Below are 23533 nucleotides of genomic sequence, written 5' to 3'. Positions count from 1 at the left end.
GGATTTTTTATTAGTAGTAAACACAATTAATTAAATATGATTAAATACCTATTTCTACCTGAAAACGTACTAACCAAACTTGTCTTGAATCGCCATTATAATAATTAAGGTCATCCATTGAAACTTCCATTTGGGCTTTAAACGTATGCTCCCAAATATATTTTGTTACACCTATACTGTACTGGTTAATATTTGGTGTATACATCTCTATATCTTTATGCACCTTTTGTGTAGAGAAACGACCTATAAGCTCATAGTCAGACGGAAAAAGGTGACTTAACTGGTAGTCAAACCCATGCCCTGTAAACACATAGTTAAAGTCGGTTATATCATCAGGATTATAAGTAACAGGATTTTTAGCTGTTCTTTGCATATAAGCCGTTTGGAACGACCATCCGTCATACTTAAACATAGCGTCTAAAAGTAACGACTGCATATCCCTTTTCTCAAACAGATAGTTACCTAACTGTCCCTGTGTTTTTCTGGCTTTGTTATTAAACTGATAAGCTCCCGAAAGCATTACTTTTGGTTTGTCTTCCCTTTTAAGGTCTCCTTCAAAAAAGGTACCGTTGTTTTTAAAGGCACCAAACGGATAAAGTTCCACTTTACCTGTGTAAGCAAGTCCGTTATCAGGTTCTTTGGTAGAGTTCCTACCCTCCCCCATACTTATGGCTCCTTTAAAGTTATATGAAAATTTATCAAGATATTCGTTTAGGTTATGCACCTGAAAACCGAAATCCCTGTCTATTGTAAATCGTGCATTGTTTATGGTACGGTCTGTTAACTGTAGCGCTCCCGATGAGTTAATACGCTGGCGGTTACCTGGTAGTTTTGTTTGACCGAAACCAATATTCCAGTGTTTGTTAGGACGGTAAAATACAATCGCATCACGTATAATATTTACGTTTTCACCTTCGTGTGCCTGGCCTACATCGCCCGGAGCAAAAGAAAGCTGGATAGCATAAAGGAATTTTGGATCCCCTACATAACCGTCAAAACGAAGCCTTAACCTACGAATCTGTCCGTCAATGGTACTCTCTCCTTCAGATTCTACATAAGACATCCTGTTTTGCATCCTGAAACGGATATTAAACTGGAAAAGACTATCGGGCGTAGTTAAACCTACTCCCTTACCATAACTGTAGTATGGAAGGGCCGAAAGCTTTAGGTCATTATTATTTTTGGTCTTTTCGATTGTCACCTGTGCCGAAGCCGCAAGACCCACAAATAATAAGAGTGTGATTAATGTTTTTTTCATTTCGTGTGTTTCGTGTATTTTTTCGTGTTTTTCTTAACTTTACATTAATGCAGGTTTTGCTTTTTTATCAGCAAACATTTGGTAATTTTAGCGCTAAATAACTACCATAAGGCACCTTTGTAAAGTTTGCGCAAACTTAATATTAATTATCACTGCCTTATGTTATGTTAATGTTACCTTTGCGAAAAATTAAAGTTATGTCAAACATATATATAGGTTATCATTTTTCGGTTGAACCAAAAGAAACCGGAACAGAAATTTTACTTGCCGAACTTGGCGAAACTCCCTTTGAAAGCTTTATAGAGACTGAGGAGGGACTATCTGCTTATATCCAGAAACAGTACTGGAACGAGAACGTTCTTGAGGATATATTCATCTTAAAATCACCTGAATTTAAAATCGAATATACTTTTGAAGAGATTGAACAGGTAAACTGGAATGAGGAATGGGAGAAGAATTTTGAACCTATTGAAGTAGGCAACAGCTGTTATGTAAGAGCACCTTTTCATGAGAAAACTAGTGCTCAATATGATATTGTAATTGAACCTAAAATGAGTTTTGGTACGGGGCATCATGAAACAACTTTTATGATGATACAGCACCTGCTGGAAACCGATCTTGAAAACAAAAAAACACTGGATATGGGTTGTGGTACTGCCATACTGGCGATACTTGCCGAAATGCGCGGTGCTAAACCTATTGACGCTATTGATATAGATAACTGGTGCTACCTTAACTCTATTGAAAATGCCGAACGCAATAACTGTAAGCACATTAGCGTTTATGAAGGCGACGCTTCACTGCTTAACGGTAAAAAGTATGACGTTATAATTGCTAACATTAACCGTAACATACTTTTAAATGACATGCAGCAGTATGTGGACTGCCTTAACGAAGGTGCCAATCTGCTTTTAAGCGGTTTTTATGAGGAAGACATCCCTGCCATTGATGCTTCGTGCACTGAAAAAGGGCTTAAATTTGTTAAAAAGTTCGACAAAAATAATTGGGTTGCCCTAAAATACGTAAATTAGCAACCGGAATTAAAACATTGAATATGAGTACAAAAGAAAAAGTATTAGAAGAAGTATTAGTTGAGGAATCCGTATCGGCAAACAACGAAATAGTTTTGTATAATGACGAAGTAAACACTTTTGACCATGTTATAGACACTCTTGTAAGGGTTTGCGACCATACACCGGAACAGGCAGAGCAATGCTCACTTATTGTTCACTATAATGGTAAATGCACCGTAAAAACAGGGGAACTGGATAAACTAGAGCCACAATGCACCCAGCTACTGGAAGCGGGTTTAAGTGCCGAAATTATATAAAACAATTACTCATAAAAAAAGGGACGCATAAGCGTCCCTTTTTTGGTGCATCCAACTTCATTACTTCACATATAAATACTCCACCGCACCAAATGTTAAAATGGCTCCACCAGTATCTTCATCCCTGTCAGGGTATGTTCCAAACTCATTAGTATATGTAATATCGTTACCTGTTTTCACAAGGTTAAGTATTACATCGTCGTCATTATTATCTTGATAAGTAGCTCTGATAATTACATCACTACCCGATCCGGTTAATATTTCCCATGTACCTGTATAAGTAGCACTCGTACAACCTGAAGTTCCTTCGGTAGTATCTACTACCACACCGTTTTTCTCAAAAGTAAACGTGTTATCTGCATTTAAAACCAGTTTGCTTCCGTTGTAGCAATCTGTTTCCTGCATCTGGTCACTGTGAGCAGTTCCGTCTCCATCAAAATCAGTTGCTTCAGCTGTTGTAACTGCCGTTAAGTTGTAAGTTCCTTCAATTTGCGTTTCATTGTTCACTCCTGCTGTATCATCATCACTACTACATGAAGTTAAACCAAATCCCGTGACTAATAATGTACAGGCTAATACTCTAAACTTTTTCATTTTGCTATTTTTTTGATAGGTTAATAATGCCAAATCTATAAAGCAGCAAGCAGGATAATGTTAAGGAAACAGTTAATTAAATTTTGTTTAACAACGCTTTAGGTATTTTTATTTTCACAAAGCTTTGCCTTATAAGACCTTTGGAGTTTATTGTGCTTTTTTTGTTAAATTGGCCATTCGTACCATAATTAACACCTATTTAATAAATAACTATAGAAACGTACCTTCTTTCAGTTATATAAACTCTGGGTGTAAAATTTATTTTGTAATCGTATCTTCGTAATAAACTAACAAACTTCCCTTATCCTTCGTGAAAAGAATTATACTACTATTAGCAGCACTATATACAATTGCAGGTTTTTCTCAGGACCTGCCTCCTATCCTTAAATACAGTACAAACCAATACAGTGCCGGTAACCAAAACTGGATGATGAGCCAGGATAAGGATCACTTTATGTATTTTGCCAATAACGGCGGACTACTGGAATACAATGGCACAGCATGGAAGCTGTACCCTTCCCCTAACGAAACCATTATCAGATCGGTTAAAGTAATAGGCGAACGTATTTATACCGGATGCTATATGGAGTTTGGTTACTGGACCCGTAACGAAGACGGAAGTCTTAACTATACTTCCCTAAGCGAAGCTATTCGTGATAAAATTTTAGACGACGAACAGTTTTGGAACATTGCTCAATACGACCACTGGGTTATATTCCAGTCCCTTAACCAGATATTTATTTACGACACCCAAAAGAAAACCTATAACATAATAAAACCCGACACCGGAGTAAACAAAATTTTTAGGGTAGGTAACAGGATTTTGTACCAAACTTTTGGCACCGGGCTTTATGAAATTGAAAACGGAGTAAGCAAGGTAGTAAACAACACCCCACAGCTAACCAATAATAAAATAATAAGCATATACCCTTATAATGAAGGACTGCTTATCCAAACACAGTACAACGGTTTACTGGAACTAAAAAACAATACTATTACCCACTGGGATACTGAGGCCGACAGCGAACTGAAATCAAGCAGTATATACAGCGGGCAAAAGCTTAGCGACGGTAGTTTTGCATTGGGAACGGTATCAAACGGTATTTTTATACTATCACCACAAGGAAAAGTCCGTTACCATATTACCCAGAACAAAGGACTTAGCAACAACACTGCATTGTCATTGTTTGAGGATACTGATAAAAACCTTTGGATTGGACTTGATAACGGCATTAACTGTATTAATTTACAGTCGGCTGTAAGGAGTTTTGTAGACGATACCGGATTTTTAGGTACTGTATATGCCTCTGCATTATACAACAACCATTTGTATATAGGTACCAATCAGGGATTATTTTACAAAACATATAACTCTGAAGAAGAGTTTAGGTTTATTCCGGGTACTAAAGGTCAGGTTTGGTCACTATACCAATATGACAACACATTGTTTTGCGGACATGACTCGGGTACATTTATCATAAACGGAGGTCAGGCTAGTTTACTGTTTAACGGATCGGGCACTTGGAAGTTTGAACCCTACCCTACAGACAGGAACAAACTTATACAGGGGAATTACTATGGTTTATCTGTACTGGAAAAGGTAAACGGAAACTGGAAGTTTAAAAATAAGATAACCGGGTTTGATTATTCCAGCCGCTACTTTGCACTTTCGGGCAAGAACGAAATATATGTAAGTCATGAATATAAAGGAGTGTTCAGGATTAAAACCGATAACAACTATACCCGAATAACTAACTTTGAAGCCTATAAAACTCCGGCTAAGGGTAAAAACGCATCGCTATCCCGCTTTAACAACACTATATATTATGCCTCAAAAGAAGGATTATTTGTTTTGAATAACAAAACTAAACAGTTTGAGAAAAATGAAAAACTGTCCAAACTGTTTAATCATGATGAATATATGTCGGGTAAATTAACTGCTGATAAGTCGGACAGGCTTTGGTTTTTTACCAAAAACTACATCAATTATTTCTCACCGGGTAAACTTAATGCCGAACTGAAACACAATGCTATAGCTATACCTTCGTCGCTTACCAACTCCATGCTGGGATTTGAGAACATTACCCAGATAAAAGACAACATTTACCTGGTAGGTACTACAGATGGTTACTATACGCTAAATATAAACGAACTCAACTTTAAAAGTAATACCATTACCATTACCGGGATTACCAATAATGTACTGAACGGAAAACCATTACCTGTAATCATACAAAACGATGGCGAGTTTAAGTATGCCGAGAACAACCTTACCTTTTTATATACCGTACCGGAGTATAACAAATATGCTAATACCGAATTCCAGTACATACTGGAAGGTATGCAAAACGACTGGAGTGAATGGAACAATAAACCCATTACTACTTTTAAAAACCTTCCGGCAGGTACGTATACTTTTAAGGTAAGAGCAAAAACTGGAAGTTCGTTGTCTGTAAATACAGCGAGTTACACTTTTGTAATACTCAAGCCATGGTATGCTACAAATTTTGCCGTGGTAATTTATATCATTTTTGCTTTTATAGCGGCATTCCTTATTAACAGGGCTTATAAAAATTACTATCAGCGTCAAAGCGAAAAACTTATAGAGGAAAACAACAGGCTACTTGAAATTAAAGAACTGGAAAAAGAACAGGAGCTGATGAAAATTAAAAACGAGCAGTTACAACAGGATTTTGAAAGTAAGAACAGGGAACTTGCTGCCTCTACCATGAACCTTATTAAAAAGAACGAACTCCTTTCTCTTATAAAAGACGATTTGAAAAAAACAGGTACGGGTGGTGCCGATAAAAATATCAAATCGGTAATTACTACGATTAATAAAAATATTAATGAAGATGATACCTGGGATATGTTTAAGGAAGCTTTCAATAATGCCGATAAAGATTTCTTAAAGAAGGTAAAATCTGTTCACCCTTCCTTAACACCAAACGACCTTAGATTATGCGCTTACCTCCGCCTTAATTTATCGTCTAAAGAAATAGCTCCGCTACTCAACATTTCAGTAAGAAGTGTAGAGATAAAACGATATCGTTTGCGTAAAAAAATGGAATTACCTCACGAATTAGGGCTTGTAGAGTATATACTATCACTTTAGCACACCACATCATTAGTTAAATTTACCTATACATCACCTCAACAACAACGTTGTAATAGTGTGTTTTTCGAATTTTATTTAAAGATTTTTACGCACTTAACTTACTGTTAACACCCACAGTTAGGGCAAAGTCATAAATCTTCTTTAAGTTTTTCAGGAATGTATAATTTTTGTTGAGGCTAATTTTATTCTTCGTAATTTATTGTGACATAATTTTAGATAATCACAAAAAACAATTTAATATATGAAGTCTAAATTACTCTTAATTACTTTTATTCTGATTTCATCTTTCTGTTTCGCGCAGGAGGTTGAAGTTAAGGGTACAGTAAGTGAAGTGGGCACCGGTTTGACTATACCGGGTGTTAACGTCATTGTAAAAAATGGTACAGCCTCTACGGTTACCGACATGGATGGTAATTACATCATTAATGCTCCGGTAGGCTCTACCCTTTCTTTCAGTTTTATTGGTTATGAAACTGTAGAACAAACCGTAACCGGAGCCGGAGTTATTTCGGTATCACTTAAAGAAACTTCTCAAACACTAGATGAAGTAGTAGTGATAGGTTATGGTACACAACGTAAAAAAGAAGTAACCGGTGCCGTAAGTGTTGTTGGTGCAAAAACGCTTGAAGACATGAATCCGGTTAAGGTAGAACAGGCATTACAAGGTACTGTAAGTGGTGTTAATGTTACTACACAATCGGGTAAGCCGGGTGCAGCCCTTGATGTTAGAATTAGGGGTATAGCCACAAATGGTGATAATGCTCCTTTAGTATTAATAGATGGTTATATAGGTAGCCTTAGCGATATTAATGCAAACGACATTGAAAACATTACTGTATTAAAAGATGCCCAGGCAGCCATATATGGTACAAGTGGAGCAAACGGTGTTATACTCGTTACTACTAAAAAAGGCAGGAAAAACTCAAAAGCAACCTTCGCTTATAATACCTATACCGGTTTTTCGGAAACTACACGAAAACTACCATTGCTAAACGCCTCAGAATATGCTCTTTTACTTAACGAAAAATATGCAAATGGCGGACAGCCGATTCCTTTCCCTAATGTATCTAATCTTGGAGAAGGAACAAACTGGCAGGATCAAATTTTTGATACAGGAGTACCAATTATTAATCATGACCTTTCTGTTTCCGGTGGTGGTGAAAAAGTTACTTATCGTGTGAGTGGTTCGCACCTTGACCAGGAAGGTATAATAGGTGGTGCCGACAAATCTCATTTTGAGCGTAATACGGCACGTGTTTCACTTAATGCTGATCTAAGCGATAAACTTAAAATATACACCAACGTTATTTTTCTTACTACAGACGCTCAGGGATTTAACGAAAACGCACTAGGATCGGTGCTGTTTAACGCTATTAACACACCTGCAATTTATAGCCCTTATGATGCTAACGGCGACTTTACCGTACTTCCTACTGGTAGCACTACCATCCCGGGAAGTAACCTTGGTAACGAAATCATTAATCCGCTGGCTCAAATTGCTAACTCCTATAACGACTACAACCTTAAAAAGTTAAGCGGTACTTTTGGTACTGACTATGAGATTATTAAAAACCTTACCGTTACAGGTCGTGTTGGTTTCAACACCCAAAACAGGGATGAAAGGATATTTAACAAACAAATTTCATACGGAGGTAAAGTATTTGATAATGTTAGAAGTAGCGTAAACCAAAATGTTTTTGACGAGAACGATTATACTTTTGATGCGTTTGCTAACTATAAGTTTAACATTAACGAGGCGCATAACTTTACTGCAACACTAGGTACTACGGTATTTAAAACATGGGGTAAAGGTTTATATGCTACAGGTTTTGATGTACCAAATAACTCATGGGAATTTGCAGACATAAGCCTTACAACAGGTTTTGCAGATAACAAAACGGTAAGTTCTTACTCTTATGACGACAGAAGGCTATCATATTTCGGTAGAATTCAGTATGACTACAAAGGACGCTACCTATTATCAGGTATGCTTAGAAGGGATTCCTCTACTAAATTCGGGGCAAACAACCGTGTAGGTTACTTCCCGTCTGTTACCGGTGGTTGGGTACTTTCAGAAGAGTCTTTCTTCAAAGAAAACAATATTCTTAACTTCGCTAAAATTAGAGCAAGTTACGGTGTTCTTGGTAGTGACAGGTTTGATTCAAACTTATATTTAGGTTTACTTAACGGGGAGGCCACTTATGTATTTGACGGTGCACTGGCAAACGGTTTTGCTATTGGTGCTTTACCAAACCCAGACCTTAAATGGGAAGAAGCAAGGAAGTTTGACTTAGGTCTTGATCTTAACTTCTTTAATGATAAACTTGAACTTGTTGCCGATTATTTTAAAGACACAAGAGCTAACCTGCTAATTCCTAACATCCCAGTATCGGGTATTGTGGGAACTTATGCCCCAGGCGGGAAAAACCCAACACTTAACGCAGGTGATGTGGAAAACAAAGGTTTTGAATTCGCTCTTACTTATAACGACTATATAGGAGATGATTTCCATATCAAAGCAAGCTACAATGCTACATTTATCAAAAACACTGTAACATCGGTTAACAACGGAACCGGGTTCTTTGCAGGTGGTGAGTTTGGAGTTGGACAGCCACAGCCTACAAGAATGGAAGTAGGACACCCTATGGGATACTTTTACGGGTATGTAACCGATGGTATTTTCCAAAATGCTGAAGAGGTTGCAGCACACCCTGACCAATCGGCTCTTGGAGCTGCCGCTCAACCGGGTGATATCCGTTTTGTAGACGTTAACGGTGATGGTGTTCTTGATGCTGATGACCGTACAGAAATTGGTGATCCTATCCCTAACGCAACTATGGGTTTCAACCTGCAGCTTGACTATAAAGGATTTGACTTTGCTACTTACTGGTTTGCCTCTATAGGTAACGATATGGTAAGAAACTATGAAAGAAACCTTACCGACGTAAACAGAATGAGTTATGCACTTGACCGCTGGACAGGTGAAGGTACAAGTAACAGTGTGCCAAGAGCAACTACTGCTGCTACATCAAACAATATTTTCTCTGATTTCTTTGTGGAAGATGCTTCTTACCTTAGAATACAAAATGTACAGCTGGGTTATACTGTTAATCCTGATTTTACAGAGAAAGCAGGTATTACTAAACTAAGAATATATGCAGGTGTGAACAACCTATATACATTTACAAAATACAGAGGTTTTGATCCCGGTGCTTCAAGCGGTGCTCCGCTATCTTCGGGGATAGACTTTGGTTTCTACCCTGTTCCGAGAACATATCTAATCGGTTTAAACCTAAACTTCTAAAAAAATGAAAAGAAAAATTATTACAGCCATTTTGGCTTTCAGTATAGTCGCAACGGTAAACATATCGTGTAGCGATGACTTTGTGGAAAGAGATCCTGTTTACAGTATATCATCAGACAATTACTTTAACTCTGAAGAAGATTATAACTATGCGCTTATCGCTGCTTATGATATACTTCAGTCTACCTATGTAAACGTAATTTTGGGCGAAATCGCTTCAGACAATACATTATCAGGAGGTGAAAGTGCTAACGACGTAATTGGGTGGCAGCAGGTAGATGAGATGACACATACCCCTGTTAATTCAAACCTAAGGGATGTATGGAACTGGATGTTTGCCGGAGTAAACAGATCGGCTTACATACTTGAATTTAAGGACAAAACTGATTTTGAAGGAAGGGCACAAATTGTAGCCGAAGCCCGTTTTTTACATGCTTACTATAACTTTGAACTTCTAAAATGGTTTGGAGGCATTCCGTTAAAAGGTGACGAACGTTTTGCTCTTGGTGACGAAACTACTATCCCCAGAGCTTCAAAAGATGATGTATATGCTTCAATTATAAGCGACCTTGAAATGGCTATTGCCGATTTAGCTGTTACAGCTCCTCAGGTAGGTCGTGTTACAAAAGGCGCTGCGCAGGCGCTACTGGGTAAAGTATACCTTTACAAAGGAGACTACGCGTTAGCCGCCTCAATGCTTGACAATGTTATTACAAGCGGGCAGTACGCACTAACTCAGGGAGACGAGTACCTAAACCTTTTTGAGCAATCAGGTGAAAACGGAACAGAATCAGTATTTGAAGTTCAGTATACAGATGTTGAAGGTGCCGGTTTTGAGTGCCTACAGTGTAGTGAAGGTAATGTTGCAGTAGGTTTTAGCGGACCAAGAAACTATAGTGGGCCTATGTTTACCTCTGGTTTTAGTTTTAACGTACCTACACAAGAAGCCGCTTCAATTTATGAAGATGGCGATATGAGAAAAGAAGTTACTATTCTTGATATGGAAGCATGGGGTAACCAAACAGGTGCTACTTACGGTCCCGGTTATAAAGATACCGGTTACTTTAACCGTAAATACATCCCAAGGGAAAGAAGCGACGAAGCTGCCGGTGACTTAAACCTTACCAACCCTAATAACTACCGCGCTATACGTTATTCTGACGTACTGCTTATGGCCGCCGAGGCTTATAGCCGTACAGGTAATGCTTCGCAGGCGCTAGAGTATGTTAACGAAGTTAGAAGAAGAGCTTTTGGCGATGAAAACCACGACCTTGCAGGTGCTGGTGATGCTTTAACAAGCGCTATCCTTTTAGAGAGAAGAAGAGAGCTTTTAGGTGAAGGGCATCGTTTCTTCGACCTTGTAAGAACAGGTCAGGCTGCTTCAAACATACCTGGCTTTACGGCTAACAAAAACGAATTGTTCCCTATACCAATCGAAGAGATTCAATTCTCCGGCGGACTTTGGGAGCAAAACCCTAACTACTAATACGCTACAGATATGAAAAGTTTAAAATATATATTTACACTAGTATTTGTTACGGCATTATTTACAGCCTGTAACGACGACGAGTTTGACTCGGGGTTTCTGGACAATGCTCCTACCCCGGCTAACCTTTCTGCACTGTTTACCATTACTCAGGATAATACAGGTTTGGTAACCATTCAGCCTAATGGTGAAGGCGTGGGTAACTACAGTGTTTATTTTGGAGACGGTACTCCGGATCCTGCAACTGTAATACCGGGACAAAAAGCGCAGCACAATTATGCCGAAGGTGTTTATGATGTTAGGATTGTAGGTAACGGTATTACCGGAAAACAAACTGAGATAACAGAACAGTTAACGGTTACTTTTGTGGCTCCTGAAAACCTTGCAGTAAACATCGCAACTGTAAACGGAGATCCGTTTAGCATTAACGTTAGTGCTACTGCCGATTATGAAACTTTCTACGAAGTTACTTTTGGTGAAGATGAAAACATTGCTCCGGTTCAGTTTAACGAGGGTGACGAGGTTCCATACACTTATGCAACCATTGGTACTTATGATGTAACAGTAACTGCTTTTAGCGGTGGTGTAGCTACTACAACAGTAACACAACAGGTTACTATAACTAATCCGCTTTTACTGCCTATAGAGTTTGAAAACAATACATTAAACTATGCATTTGGTGATTTTGGTAACGCTACAACATCTGTAGTAGAAAACCCAGATCCATCGGGTATCAACACCAGTTCTATGGTAGGTCAGCAGGTTAAAAATGCAGGTGCCGAGGTTTGGGCAGGTACTTCCCTACCACTTGATGCTCCTATTGATTTCTCTTCGCTAAATCAAATTAAGCTTAAAGTATGGTCACCAATTGCAGGTGCTACCGTTAAATTCAAACTTGAAAATCTTGATAATGCCGATATTAACTATGAGGTAGATCAGGTTACTACAGTATCTAACGAGTGGGAAGAACTTACTTACGACTTCTCTGAAATAAGCCTTGACAACGAATACGGACGCATTGTACTGTTCTTTAACTTTGGTGTTAACGGTGGTGGTGAAACCTACTACTTTGATGATATTAGGCAAGCTGCTCCCGAACAGTCGGTATCACTTCCGTTAAACTTTGAGTACGATATTGAGTACACATTTAACGGTTTTGGTAATGCTTTTGGTGCTAAAGTAGAAAACCCAGATGCATCGGGCATCAACACAAGCGGTTTTGTAGGACAGGTAGTGAAAAACAACGGGGCAGAAACATGGGCAGGTATAGCTATGCCACTTGTAGCGCCCATTGATTTCTCTACTCAGCAAAAAATAAAAATAAAAGTTTGGTCACCTCAGGCAGGTATTACCGTACTTCTTAAATTAGAAAACAACGGAGCAACCATTACTACAGAGCTTCCTGCAACTACAACAGTAGCTAACCAGTGGGAAGAGCTTGAGTATGACTTTACCGGAATTGACAACTCAGCTAACTTTCAAAACGTAGTACTGTTCTTTGACTTTGACCAACCGGGTACAGGTGCAACCTACTATTTTGACGATATAGAACTTACAAACTAAAAAAGAGCTTATGAAAACATATATAACTAAAATAGGAATCCTGTTTGCCTTTATAGCTGTACTATGGGGGTGTCAGGATGACGATTCAACCTTTGGGGACATCACTGCCCCTACTAACCTTACGATCAACTATGATATTGTAGGGCAGGATGCCGAAAATCCTGACGGAGACGGTAGCGGTTTAGTAAACTTTACTGCTACTGCAGATAATGCCATTAGCTATAAATATTTATTTAGCGACGGTTCTTCTGCTGTTTCGGCATCGGGAGTATATACAAAACGATTCACTCAAAACGGTGTTAATACATACACTGTTACAGTACTGGCAAACGGTACAGGTGGTGTAACAACAAGTACCAGTATTGAGGTTACCGTATTCAGTAACTTCTCAGACGACGAAGCTGTACAATTTCTAACAGCTGGGACATCTAAAGTATGGTACTGGTATGCAGCAGCTCCGGGTCACCTTGGTGTGGGCCCTAACGACACATCAGAAAATACCGGTGCACCTAGCTACTATGCAGCTGCTCCGTTTGAAAAAGCAGGAGATCCTGCAAGCAGCTGTTTATACGATAACGTACTTACTTTTACTTTAGACAACGGAATCATTAAGTATACTCTTGATAATGGAGGAAACACTTTCTTTAATGCTTCTTTTAACAGTGTAGGTGGTAGTACATCTACAACAGACCAGTGTTCACCATACGACACATCTGGTGAAAAAGTGGTAAGCTTAGGTCCGTCAAGCTCTCTTGTTCCTGAGGATGAGAAAAGAGGTACTGTAATGGACTTTAGCGATAACGGATTCATGGGTTACTACATTGGTACTTCTACTTATGAAATCCTTTCTATTACAGAAAACGAAATGCACGTAAGAGCCGTAATGGGTGGTAACGATGCGCTTGCATGGTATCATATATTCACTACTACTCCTGTAGATGAGCAGGGTAATTCGGGTGGTGAAGAGCCTGACTATGACACACTTGTATGGTTTGACGAATTTGATGTAGACGGTGCTCCAAACCCTGATAACTGGACTATGGAAATAGGTAACGGCGATAGCGGCTGGGGTAATAACGAAGCACAGTATTACCTTGCAGAGAATGCTGTAGTAGAAGGCGGTATGCTTAAAATTACTGCTAAAGCAGAAAATTCAAACGGATTTGACTACACATCTGCCAGAATGAAAACCGAAGGTCTTTATGACTTTACTTACGGTAAAGTAGAAGTTAGGGCTAAACTGCCTACGGGTGGGGGTACATGGCCTGCAATATGGATGCTTGGATCTGACTATGCTACAAACTCATGGCCGGGTTGTGGTGAAATAGATATTATGGAGCATGTAGGTAACGACCAAAATACTATTCACGGTACCCTGCATTACCCTGGTAACTCTGGTGGTAATGGTAATACAGGTTATACTACGGTAGCCGGAGTATCTGATGAGTTCCATGTTTACAGTGTTATTTGGAGTCCTACAAAAATCAGATTCTTTGTAGATGATGTGGAATTCCATAGCTATGATAACGTGAGTTCATCACCGTTTAACAGCGATTTCTTTATTATACTAAATGTTGCCATGGGTGGTAACTTTGGCGGAGAAATAGATTCTGGATTTACCCAGTCGACTATGGAAGTTGATTATGTAAAAGTATATCAGTAGTGTTTTCTCATAAATAATTTACTTCAAAATTAGTAATTACTAAAGGCTGGCCCAGCTGGCCTTTAGGATTACTATTATCTAAAATTTATAATGAAATTAAATTTACCAAAATATGTTTTGGCAGCCACTATTATAGCCATAGGCTGTAGTACTGCAAAACAGGATATGGTTTCCGTTAAGGAAAAACAACTTCCCATAGACCGTAAAGTAGACTCTGTGCTTAACCTTATGACACTCGAGGAAAAAATAGGCCAGATGAATCAGTACAACGGTTTTTGGAATGTTACCGGCCCTGCCCCAAAAGATGGTGATGCTGCTGTAAAGTACGAACACATCAAAAAAGGATGGGTTGGCTCAATGCTCAATGTAAGAGGTGTTAAAGATGTAAGAGCATTACAAAAAATTGCCGTAGAAGAAAGCAGACTGGGTATACCTGTGCTTTTTGGCTATGATGTTATCCACGGATATAAAACAATAAGCCCTATACCACTTGCCGAAGCTGCAAGCTGGGATATGGAGGCTATAGAAAACTCTGCTGCCATTGCTGCTGCCGAATCGGCTGCATCCGGTTTAAACTGGACGTTTGCACCAATGGTAGATGTAACACGCGATGCCCGATGGGGACGTGTTATGGAAGGATCGGGCGAAGACACCTATCTGGGCAGTGCTATTGCTGTAGCCAGAGTAAAAGGTTTTCAGGGCGATTTGGGAGAATTTAATGTAGCTGCCTGCGTTAAGCATTTTGCCGGATATGGTTTTGCCGAAGCCGGTAAAGACTATAATACCGTTGACGTAAATAAAAGCACCTTACACAATATAATACTCCCCCCTTTTAAGGCAGCTGCCAACGCAGGGGCGCTAACATTTATGAACTCTTTTAACGATGTAGACGGTATTCCTGCAACAGGAAATACCTACCTGCAAAGAGAGGTTCTCAAAAAAGACTGGAACTTTCAGGGCTTTGTAGTTTCTGACTGGGGTTCGATGGGTGAAATGGTAAACCACGGCTATGCGAAAGACCTGAAACAGGCGGCAGAATTTGCTGCCAATGCAGGGTCTGACATGGATATGGAATCGCATGGTTATGTGATGTACCTGGCTCAACTGGTTAAGGAAGGAAAAGTATCTGAAGACAAGATAAACGATGCGGCACGCCGTATACTTAGGGTTAAATTTCAGCTTGGACTGTTTGACAACCCTTATAAATATTGTGATGAAGCCCGTGAAAAGGCTACCGTAGGCAAAAAAGAATTTCACGATGGTGTGCTGGATATGGCAAAAAAATCTATCGTGTTGCTTAAAAACGAAAACAACCTGCTTCCGTTAAAGAAACAGGGACAAAAAATAGCGGTTATCGGGGCATTGGCAAACGATAAAACGAGTCCGCTTGGAAGCTGGAGAATTGGTGCAGATGACGGTACAGCCATATCGGTTATGGAAGGGCTTTCACAATATAAAGGCAATGAACTGGTATATGCAAAGGGTGCCGATGTTGCATTGGGCACCCCTGCATTTACCATAGAAACCAAAATAAACATGACCGACAAGAGCGGATTTGAAGAAGCGGTAAACGCTGCTAAAAATGCCGATGTGGTGGTTATGGTTCTGGGTGAACACGGTTTACAAACAGGTGAAGGCCGTAGTCGCGTAAATATAGGTTTACCTGGTGTACAGCAGGAACTCCTTGAAACGGTTTACAAAGCCAATCCAAACATTATTTTGGTATTAACTAACGGTAGGCCTCTTGAAATTGTGTGGGCAGATGGTAACATCCCTGCTATTGTAGAAGCATGGCACTTAGGTACCGAAAGCGGTAATGCTATTGCACAGGTACTGTATGGCGACTATAACCCAAGTGGTAAACTGCCTATGAGCTTCCCTAGGGCTGTAGGACAAATGCCTTTGTACTACAACCATAAAAGCACAGGGAGACCTAACTATAATGGCGGAGACAGTGTTTTCTGGTCGCATTATACCGATGAGAGTAACGAAGCTCTTTATCCGTTTGGGTATGGTTTAAGCTATTCATCATTTGAGTACAGTAATCTTAAATTAAGTAACAACACCCTTAACAAAAACGGAAAAATCACTGTTAGTGTTGATGTGAAAAACACGAGCAGTGTAAACGGTAAGGAAGTTGTGCAGCTGTATTTAAGGGATTTATTCGGGTCGGTTACAAGGCCTGTAAGGGAGCTTAAAGGTTTTGAACTGGTATCTATCAATGCAGGGCAAACCAAAACAGTAAGCTTTGAGATTGACGAAAAAACAATAGAATTCTATACAGCCAATAACAAGTGGGAAGCCGAACCAGGAGACTTTAAAGTTTTTGTAGGCGGAGATTCAAAAGCATCACTTGAGGCAGGATTCACCTATTCTAAATAAACCAGTATGAAAAAAACAGCTATAGTATTCCTTTTTTCGGCCCTTGCCCTATCGTGTGGTAAAAAAGAGAAAGAGCGCGAACTTTTGTGGGAAGAGAATTTTGACGGATCGGAACTTAATGAATTGGTTTGGAATTTTGAACTTGGTAACGGTTGTCCTAACATTTGCGGATGGGGTAACAACGAGCGCCAGGTGTATACCAAAGACAATCACAAACTAGAAAACGGTAACTTAATAATTACCGCAAAAAAAATAAACGATTCTACTTATACCTCAACACGCTTAACGACAAAGGGTAACAAAGAGTTTAAGTACGGATATATAGAAGCAAAAGCAAAAATCCCTACCGGACAGGGAATTTGGCCCGCTTTTTGGATGTTAGGTTCTAACATTGACCAGGTAGGCTGGCCTATGGCCGGAGAGATAGATATACTGGAGTATGTGGGTAAAGAACCGCATATGGCTTTTACCTCTCTCCACACGCAGGACAGTCATGGTAATACCATAAATACAAAGAAAACTGAGATTAAAAATATAGAAGAGGGTTTTCATACCTATGCTATAAACTGGACAGAAAACTTTATTGAGTTTTTTATAGATGGCAATTCGGTTTACAAGTTTGAACCGAAAGACAAAACAACAGAAGTTTGGCCATACAACCAGCCGTTTTACTTTTTAGTAAATGTAGCGATAGGCGGAAACTTTGGCGGGCTCGAAGTGGACGACAACATATTCCCTCAGGAATTTATAATAGACTATATTAGGGTTTACTCTAATTAATAATTAGTTTATGTTTGAGTTAGTTAGTTAAAAAAAGGAAGCTATAAGTTTCCTTTTTTTATTTAGTTCAAGTATTCAAATGTTTTTATATTTTTTAGAAAATCATCATAGTTCTCCTTTTTCACATTGAATAAAATAATATTGACATCAGAATTTGTATATAGCTTAGTTAACCGATTAGAGTTTTTAGATTCCAATTTCTTATCAATATAGTTTTCCGATAGTCCAAAATCGTTCAATATATCATAAAAATCCCTTTTTGAGTAGATATCATCAAAACTCTCAAAGTTCCAAGCTCTTTGTATATCATCATCAATAAAACCTGCCTGAATAACCAGAAACTGATTGTTTTCAAAATTAAACAGATAAGTATTATTACTTACATACCAGTCTTTAATATTCTTGGGTAAGTTAATTTTAAACTTTCTGGGATAGTATATTTCTTTATCTGCCGTTGCGGGTATTATGTGTTTTACTTCAAATACATTATGATCTCTATAATAGTCAAAATTCAAAATTTCATTTTTCCCTATAGATTTATATTTTTCATTATCTAAATAGGGTTTACATGATATACAACTGAATATTATTAGAAGAAAAAATGTTTTATACATACAGATTTTTAATTCTAAGATAATAAAAAGGAAGCTTATAGCTTCCTTTCTTTATTATATTCCTTTTCTGCTAAACGAAATAGAAAGAGACTAATTCCTCCTAAAATCCATACATATAAACCATGTATAAAAGCATAAACAAAACGAATATCAAAATATAGGCTCTTATAAACATCAAAAAGAATCCTTAAAGCAAATAACAATATTAATGAGGCTAATATGTATAGTAGTTTACTCAGTTTCATAATCCCTGTAAATAACTTTATCTATATATAATTTTTGTACTACCCAATCCATTTTGTCATTGGTTTCCATAATCAGTATTATTTCGACTGTTCCTTTGTCTCCTGTTACTTCTGTTTCTATTTGAGCATCTTTTTTATAGGTACCATGACCTATCCTTCCGTGTGGTAGAGTCTCAAATTGTTTTACCTGACCTACCTTACTTATTACGATACTGTCACTCTTTATAAAATCAGTAGCCACATCATAAGCGTCAGACGATAAAACCTGAATAGCCGAACCTATAGGAACTATAACATAAAACAATAAAACTATGACTCCTAAAGTGTATAAAAAATACTTTAGAAAATTAGCTTCATGAGATTTTTTCACTTCCATATTTATTTCCAATTGTAGTAAACCATGTATGTACCTAACCCACTAAAAAATAGTATTACTAAATTATAATAGTCAAACTTATTATCAATAACTGATTTATGAGGTTTTTCAGGGTTATAATACACCTTTACTTTTTCCCCTTCAATAAATCTGCCATTAGGTACTATCGATTTTAAGTTGCTTCCAAATATTAGGTTTCGGGTATGGCTATCATTATTCTGGTAAAATTTATCTCCAACAGAATATTCATAAACAACATAGTTTCTCCAATATCTGTCAGTATCTTTTTTATCCCGTTCTACAGTATTTCTTAATATCATGCCTTCGGTTGTTTTCCATTTTTTTATGGTGACTTCATAAAAATAGAGTATTATCCCTAGTACGATAAAAGGAAATATGATAAATGCCAATCCGCCATAAAATACCGGTTCCTGTTCAAAAAACATTAATGCGGTAATTTATTCCTTAATAGGCCGTACAGGTAAGTCCCTACTAAAGCACCAAGCAATACTAAACCTATTCCGTAAAAACCTGCACCTATTAGTATGAATATAGGTCCTGGGCAGGTACCTATAAGTCCCCATCCTAAACCAAACAGTATACCCCCTGTCATATAGTTGGTAAACCCTTTATCTTTATCAGGAATTACAATAGGCTGACCGGTAATGTCTTTTACATTATTGCGTTTAATAAGCTGTATGCCCACTACCCCAACCACAACGGCTGTCATTATTATCCCAAACATGTGGAATGATTGAAAGTGGAACATTTCGTATATACGGTACCATGAAACGGCTTCTGACTTGGTAAGAACGATACCAAATACTAATCCAACCAGTAAATATTTTAGGAATTTCATGTTTCTGTTAGTTTAAAATTAATGGTAACAGTAGCCACGACATTATAAGGCCACCAATAAAAAATCCGATTACTGCAATAAATGAAGGTAACTGCAGGTTACTTAACCCCGATATGGCATGCCCCGATGTACATCCGCCGGCATAACGGGTACCAAAACCTACCAGTACACCACCAAGAAGCAGTATTAAAAGTACTTTAGGTGACTGTAAGGCTTCAGGGCCAACAAGCGCATCAGGTAAGAGCTTACCGTTTGGCTCATCAATATTCATTTGCCTTAGCTCTACCACCGTTTGTGGGTTAAGATTTACGCCACTGCCATCGCTCAGGTAATGCGTAGCTATAAATCCGCCCAGCATGGCACCAAGTACCACTGTAAGATTCCAGCGTTGAGTTTTCCAGTCAAACTTAAAGAAATCGGCTGTTTTGCCTGCTCCAAGTGCAGTACACATAGTACGCAGGTTAGACGACATGCCGAAGCTTTTACCAAAATAAATAAGAGCCAGCATTACTGCCCCAATCAAAAAGCCGGAAACATACCACGGCCATGTACCATAAAAACTATACATAATGTGTTTTTTCAAATTTCTACAAAAATAGCAATTTAGACTTTTTAACCCGCATAGAGTGTATAGCTTCTTAAAACATAAAATTTCCCTTACCTTTGAGGTGCATTTCAACTACTTTTTATGAAAAAAATATTCCTTACAATTGTATTAGCTGCCTTTGCCACATCGTGCATAAGTACGCGCAATACCATAAAAAATATTGACAATACTGCCAGGATGCCTAACCTCTCTAAGGAGCGCACCTTTATTATTACCGAAACGGCACAAAACAACAAGTACGGTTACGACCAGGACTGGCCTGTTAACCTTGGTTTCCTGCCGGTACAAACTGCCGAGATTAATGTAAAGCGCTATTTTGACGCACTTACCGGACCAGAGGGACAAAAAATAACTTATACAAAACAGGAAGCTTGCTGCCCGTTCCCGTCGGAAAGGAACAGTATGGGTGCCGGACTACTGGACGTGTATGAAGTAACCTGGGACGGACTTGAAACTCCCGTAAAAATATACATTAACCTTTATGAAAAAGGGAAGATAATGGCCCCTGCCGGATTTGGCATAAAGGAATTAAAATAACCGTAAAAGCCTTAGTGTACTACTAAGGCTTTTATTTTTTATCTTTGCACCACAAATTTCAGTATCTATGAACTTACAGAATATACCTCAGATAAAACATACCGACAGCGGCAACTTTTTTGTACTTGCCGGGCCTTGTGCCATTGAAGGTGAAGATATGGCACTTCGCATTGCCGAAAAACTGGTTGGGATTACCGACAGGCTACAGATTCCTTATGTATTTAAAGGATCGTTCAAAAAAGCTAACCGTTCCCGCATAGACAGCTTTACAGGTATAGGCGATGAGAAAGCCCTTAAAATACTTCAAAAGGTATCGCAAACTTTTGGCGTGCCTACCGTTACCGATATTCATGAGAATGAAGATGCGGCAAAAGCTGCCGAGTATGTGGATGTACTGCAAATACCTGCCTTTTTGGTAAGACAAACCGACCTTGTGGTTGCTGCTGCCGAAACCGGTAAAACAGTAAACCTTAAAAAAGGTCAGTTTATGAGCCCGGAAAGCATGAAACACGCCGTACAAAAGGTATTGGATTGTAATAACGAAAATGTAATGGTTACAGACAGGGGAACTATGTTTGGCTATCAGGACATGATTGTTGATTACAGGGGCATTCCTACCATGAAACAGTTTGCCTCTACTGTGCTGGATGTTACTCACTCCCTACAGCAGCCTAACCAGTCTACCGGTGTTACCGGAGGTAGGCCTGACATGATTGAAACCATCGCAAAAGCCGGTATAGCGGTTGGTGTAGATGGAATTTTTATTGAAACTCACTTTGATCCTGCTAATGCAAAAAGTGATGGTGCTAACATGCTGCACCTTGATTACTTTGAAGGTTTAATGGAAAGGCTTGTAGCGATCAGAAAAACGATCAACAACTTTTAATACCTTATTTTTTTAATTATTTTATCGTGAAACAACCATTATTACTGGTTGTACTATCTTTTTGTGTTTTTTCACAGTACACCTTTTCCCAGGAACTAGCAACAGCCCCTGAAAAATACACAGCTCACAACAAAGGAAAGTTTTTCGTCCTTTGGGGAGGAAACAGAGAATCCTTCTCAAGATCAGACATTAACTTTTCCGGACCGGGGTATAACTTTACCCTACAGGACGTAGAAGCACATGACAAACCTAAAGGATGGCATGTTGACTATGTTAACCCTACTAAAATGACCATACCGCAAACAAACCTGCGCATAGGTTATTTTATTAGCGACCATTACAGTATTTCCCTTGGTATAGACCACATGAAGTATGTAATGAGCCAAAACCAGGTAGCCAATATTAACGGTTATGTGGACATGGACGAAAGTCAGCCCGGCGCTGCTTTTAACGGTATATATAACAATGTACCAATTACGCTTACGGAAGATTTCCTGACATTTGAACATACAGACGGACTAAACTACATAAACGTAGAGTTTGCCCGTGTAGACGATGTTTCAAAATATTTAGGTCTTACTAATACTGATAAGTTTCAGGTAAATATTACCGAAGGTATTGGCGGAGGCTTTTTATACCCTAAAACCAATGCTAAGGTACTTGGTATGGACAGGCACGACGATTTCCATATCTCAGGTTATGGTGTAGCTGCTAAGGCAGGCATTAATCTAACCTTTTTTAAACACTTCTTTATACAGGGAGAATTTAAAAGCGGTTATATAGACATGCATGACATACGTACTACCCATTCTGGTGCCGACAGAGCTTCACAACATTTTTCATTCTTCCAGAGAATAGTAGCTATAGGCGGTATCTTCAGGATATAAAACCTATACCATTTATAATACAGGCGCTCCTTTACAGGGGCGCTTTTTATATCCCCTTACCTAACCCCTACCGATTTTTGAATATTTTTTTGGAAATTTCAGAAAATTCATTAACTTTGTATTTCAAAGTACTTTACTATGGAAAACTACATAAAGGACATTCAGGATATAAAAAAGATGATGGATAGGTCGTCACAGTTCCTTTCCCTTAGCGGGATATCGGGAATTATGGCAGGCATTTATGCACTGGCAGGGGCTTATTTAGTAAACCATGTTGCTGAAGAAAAATATACTCTTGAAAGCCTGACCTTTAAGTACATTCTGTTAATTGCTGCCGCTGTACTTGTACTGTCTGTTTCAACAGCGCTATTGCTTACTTTGAAAAAAGCCCGTAAGAGCGGGGATATGATTTGGAGCTCTACGTCAAAACGACTGTTAGCTAACTTTATGATTCCGCTTTGTACAGGAGGCATTTTTGCACTGTTATTAATTAAGAATCATTATTATGGCCTAATTGCCCCTATAACATTGATTTTTTACGGACTATCATGTGTAAATGCCAGTAAATATACATTGAGAGATGTACGCTATTTAGGTTTAACAATGATAATTATAGGCTTATTTGCCACGTGGTTTATGGGTTACGGACTGGAATTTTGGGCACTTGGATTTGGAGGATGCCATATTGTGTATGGAACCGTGATGCATTTTAAATATGACCGAAAACAGTAAGTTTGAAGAATATATTACAACATATAAATAAGGCCTTTGACCACAGGATACGTCTCGGCATCATGTCGGTACTTGTGGTAAACAAGTATGCCGATTTTACAACGCTTAAAGAATTACTGGGTGTAACAGACGGTAACCTTGCCAGCCATGCAAAAGCGCTGGAAAGTGAAAACTATATAACTATTGAAAAACAGTTTATAGGTAAAAAGCCTAATACCCGCTATATAGCAACTAAAGAAGGCCGTAAAGCCTTTAAAGATCATATTGATGCACTTGAAAAATTAATCCAGAAAAAGTAAACTATATTTTTTT

21 protein-coding genes are annotated in these 23533 nt (G+C 38.6%); 14 read left to right on the top strand and 7 right to left on the bottom strand.

The genetic code is table 11. From position 1 onward, the window contains the following. Positions 1-40 precede the first annotated feature (40 nt). Positions 41-1258 carry a porin gene (locus V3Z67_RS11215; RefSeq protein WP_330443394.1) on the bottom strand — a complete coding sequence of 406 codons (1218 nt, stop codon included), beginning with the start codon at positions 1256-1258 and terminating at the stop codon, positions 41-43. Positions 1259-1455: 197 nt separating this feature from the next. Between V3Z67_RS11215 and prmA the strand changes: the two genes are divergently transcribed. Both prmA and V3Z67_RS11205 read left to right on the top strand, forming a co-directional pair. Further along, positions 1456-2289, top strand: coding sequence for a 50S ribosomal protein L11 methyltransferase (prmA, locus tag V3Z67_RS11210; RefSeq protein WP_330443393.1), 834 nt, complete (start codon positions 1456-1458; stop codon positions 2287-2289). 23 nt (positions 2290-2312) lie between these two features. Continuing rightward, positions 2313-2588: an ATP-dependent Clp protease adaptor ClpS gene (locus V3Z67_RS11205; protein ID WP_330443392.1), complete on the top strand. Its 276-nt coding sequence runs from the start codon at positions 2313-2315 to the stop codon at positions 2586-2588. A 60-nt stretch (positions 2589-2648) separates the two neighbouring features. Here V3Z67_RS11205 and V3Z67_RS11200 read toward each other — a convergent pair whose 3' ends face one another. Next, positions 2649-3182 carry a DUF5004 domain-containing protein gene (locus V3Z67_RS11200; RefSeq protein ID WP_330443391.1) on the bottom strand — a complete coding sequence of 178 codons (534 nt, stop codon included), beginning with the start codon at positions 3180-3182 and terminating at the stop codon, positions 2649-2651. Positions 3183-3492: 310 nt separating this feature from the next. On the opposite strand from V3Z67_RS11200, the gene V3Z67_RS11195 reads away from it, so the two are divergent. The 7 genes from V3Z67_RS11195 to V3Z67_RS11165 all read left to right on the top strand — a co-directional run bounded on the left by V3Z67_RS11195 (position 3493) and on the right by V3Z67_RS11165 (position 17478). Continuing rightward, a complete protein-coding gene (locus tag V3Z67_RS11195) occupies positions 3493-6297 on the top strand; it encodes a triple tyrosine motif-containing protein (protein WP_330443390.1) in 2805 nt (934 codons plus the stop codon). 244 nt (positions 6298-6541) lie between these two features. After that, positions 6542-9604, top strand: a complete 3063-nt coding sequence (locus V3Z67_RS11190; protein WP_330443389.1) for a SusC/RagA family TonB-linked outer membrane protein — start codon at positions 6542-6544, stop codon at positions 9602-9604. Positions 9605-9608: 4 nt separating this feature from the next. Next, entirely contained in the window at positions 9609-11090 is a 1482-nt protein-coding gene (locus V3Z67_RS11185) for a RagB/SusD family nutrient uptake outer membrane protein (RefSeq protein WP_330443388.1), read from the top strand. A gap of 12 nt (positions 11091-11102) precedes the next feature. Beyond that, on the top strand, positions 11103-12653 hold the full coding sequence (locus tag V3Z67_RS11180; protein ID WP_330443387.1) for a hypothetical protein: 1551 nt from the start codon (positions 11103-11105) through the stop codon (positions 12651-12653). Positions 12654-12663: 10 nt separating this feature from the next. Then, on the top strand, positions 12664-14316 hold the full coding sequence (locus tag V3Z67_RS11175; RefSeq protein WP_330443386.1) for a family 16 glycosylhydrolase: 1653 nt from the start codon (positions 12664-12666) through the stop codon (positions 14314-14316). 90 nt (positions 14317-14406) lie between these two features. Then, positions 14407-16698: a beta-glucosidase BglX gene (gene bglX, locus V3Z67_RS11170; RefSeq protein WP_330443385.1), complete on the top strand. Its 2292-nt coding sequence runs from the start codon at positions 14407-14409 to the stop codon at positions 16696-16698. Between the two features lie 6 nt (positions 16699-16704). Further along, complete coding sequence (locus V3Z67_RS11165; protein ID WP_330443384.1) at positions 16705-17478, top strand: glycoside hydrolase family 16 protein; 774 nt, start codon at positions 16705-16707, stop codon at positions 17476-17478. A 62-nt stretch (positions 17479-17540) separates the two neighbouring features. Here V3Z67_RS11165 and V3Z67_RS11160 read toward each other — a convergent pair whose 3' ends face one another. The 5 genes from V3Z67_RS11160 to V3Z67_RS11140 all read right to left on the bottom strand — a co-directional run bounded on the left by V3Z67_RS11160 (position 17541) and on the right by V3Z67_RS11140 (position 20140). Further along, positions 17541-17993: a hypothetical protein gene (locus tag V3Z67_RS11160; protein ID WP_330443383.1), complete on the bottom strand. Its 453-nt coding sequence runs from the start codon at positions 17991-17993 to the stop codon at positions 17541-17543. A 330-nt stretch (positions 17994-18323) separates the two neighbouring features. After that, complete coding sequence (locus tag V3Z67_RS11155) at positions 18324-18713, bottom strand: hypothetical protein (RefSeq protein ID WP_330443382.1); 390 nt, start codon at positions 18711-18713, stop codon at positions 18324-18326. Between the two features lie 2 nt (positions 18714-18715). After that, entirely contained in the window at positions 18716-19159 is a 444-nt protein-coding gene (locus V3Z67_RS11150; protein ID WP_330443381.1) for a DUF3592 domain-containing protein, read from the bottom strand. Next, positions 19159-19572, bottom strand: coding sequence for a DUF6691 family protein (locus V3Z67_RS11145; RefSeq protein WP_330443380.1), 414 nt, complete (start codon positions 19570-19572; stop codon positions 19159-19161). Before V3Z67_RS11145 ends, V3Z67_RS11150 begins: the two co-directional genes overlap by 1 nt. Positions 19573-19579: 7 nt before the next feature. Continuing rightward, positions 19580-20140, bottom strand: a complete 561-nt coding sequence (locus V3Z67_RS11140) for a YeeE/YedE family protein (RefSeq protein ID WP_330443379.1) — start codon at positions 20138-20140, stop codon at positions 19580-19582. Positions 20141-20260: 120 nt separating this feature from the next. Between V3Z67_RS11140 and V3Z67_RS11135 the strand changes: the two genes are divergently transcribed. The 5 genes from V3Z67_RS11135 (at position 20261) to V3Z67_RS11115 (ending at position 23520) form a co-directional block, all read left to right on the top strand. Beyond that, the gene (locus tag V3Z67_RS11135) at positions 20261-20716 is read left to right on the top strand and encodes a 2-dehydro-3-deoxyphosphooctonate aldolase (protein WP_330443378.1); all 456 of its coding nucleotides are present in this window, start codon (positions 20261-20263) and stop codon (positions 20714-20716) included. 67 nt (positions 20717-20783) lie between these two features. Next, complete coding sequence (gene kdsA, locus V3Z67_RS11130) at positions 20784-21602, top strand: 3-deoxy-8-phosphooctulonate synthase (protein ID WP_157481257.1); 819 nt, start codon at positions 20784-20786, stop codon at positions 21600-21602. Between the two features lie 26 nt (positions 21603-21628). Further along, complete coding sequence (locus V3Z67_RS11125; protein WP_330443377.1) at positions 21629-22489, top strand: hypothetical protein; 861 nt, start codon at positions 21629-21631, stop codon at positions 22487-22489. A gap of 138 nt (positions 22490-22627) precedes the next feature. Beyond that, the gene (locus V3Z67_RS11120; RefSeq protein ID WP_330443376.1) at positions 22628-23221 is read left to right on the top strand and encodes a hypothetical protein; all 594 of its coding nucleotides are present in this window, start codon (positions 22628-22630) and stop codon (positions 23219-23221) included. A 2-nt stretch (positions 23222-23223) separates the two neighbouring features. Then, a complete protein-coding gene (locus tag V3Z67_RS11115; RefSeq protein WP_330443375.1) occupies positions 23224-23520 on the top strand; it encodes a winged helix-turn-helix domain-containing protein in 297 nt (98 codons plus the stop codon). Positions 23521-23533: the final 13 nt, after the last annotated feature.

This window comes from Flavobacterium sp. C4GT6, from assembly GCF_036347315.1.
In the GTDB taxonomy this organism is placed as follows: domain Bacteria; phylum Bacteroidota; class Bacteroidia; order Flavobacteriales; family Flavobacteriaceae; genus Flavobacterium.
The sequence above is the reverse complement of the archived record's forward strand: the minus strand, read 5'-3'. Positions and strand labels throughout refer to the sequence as shown.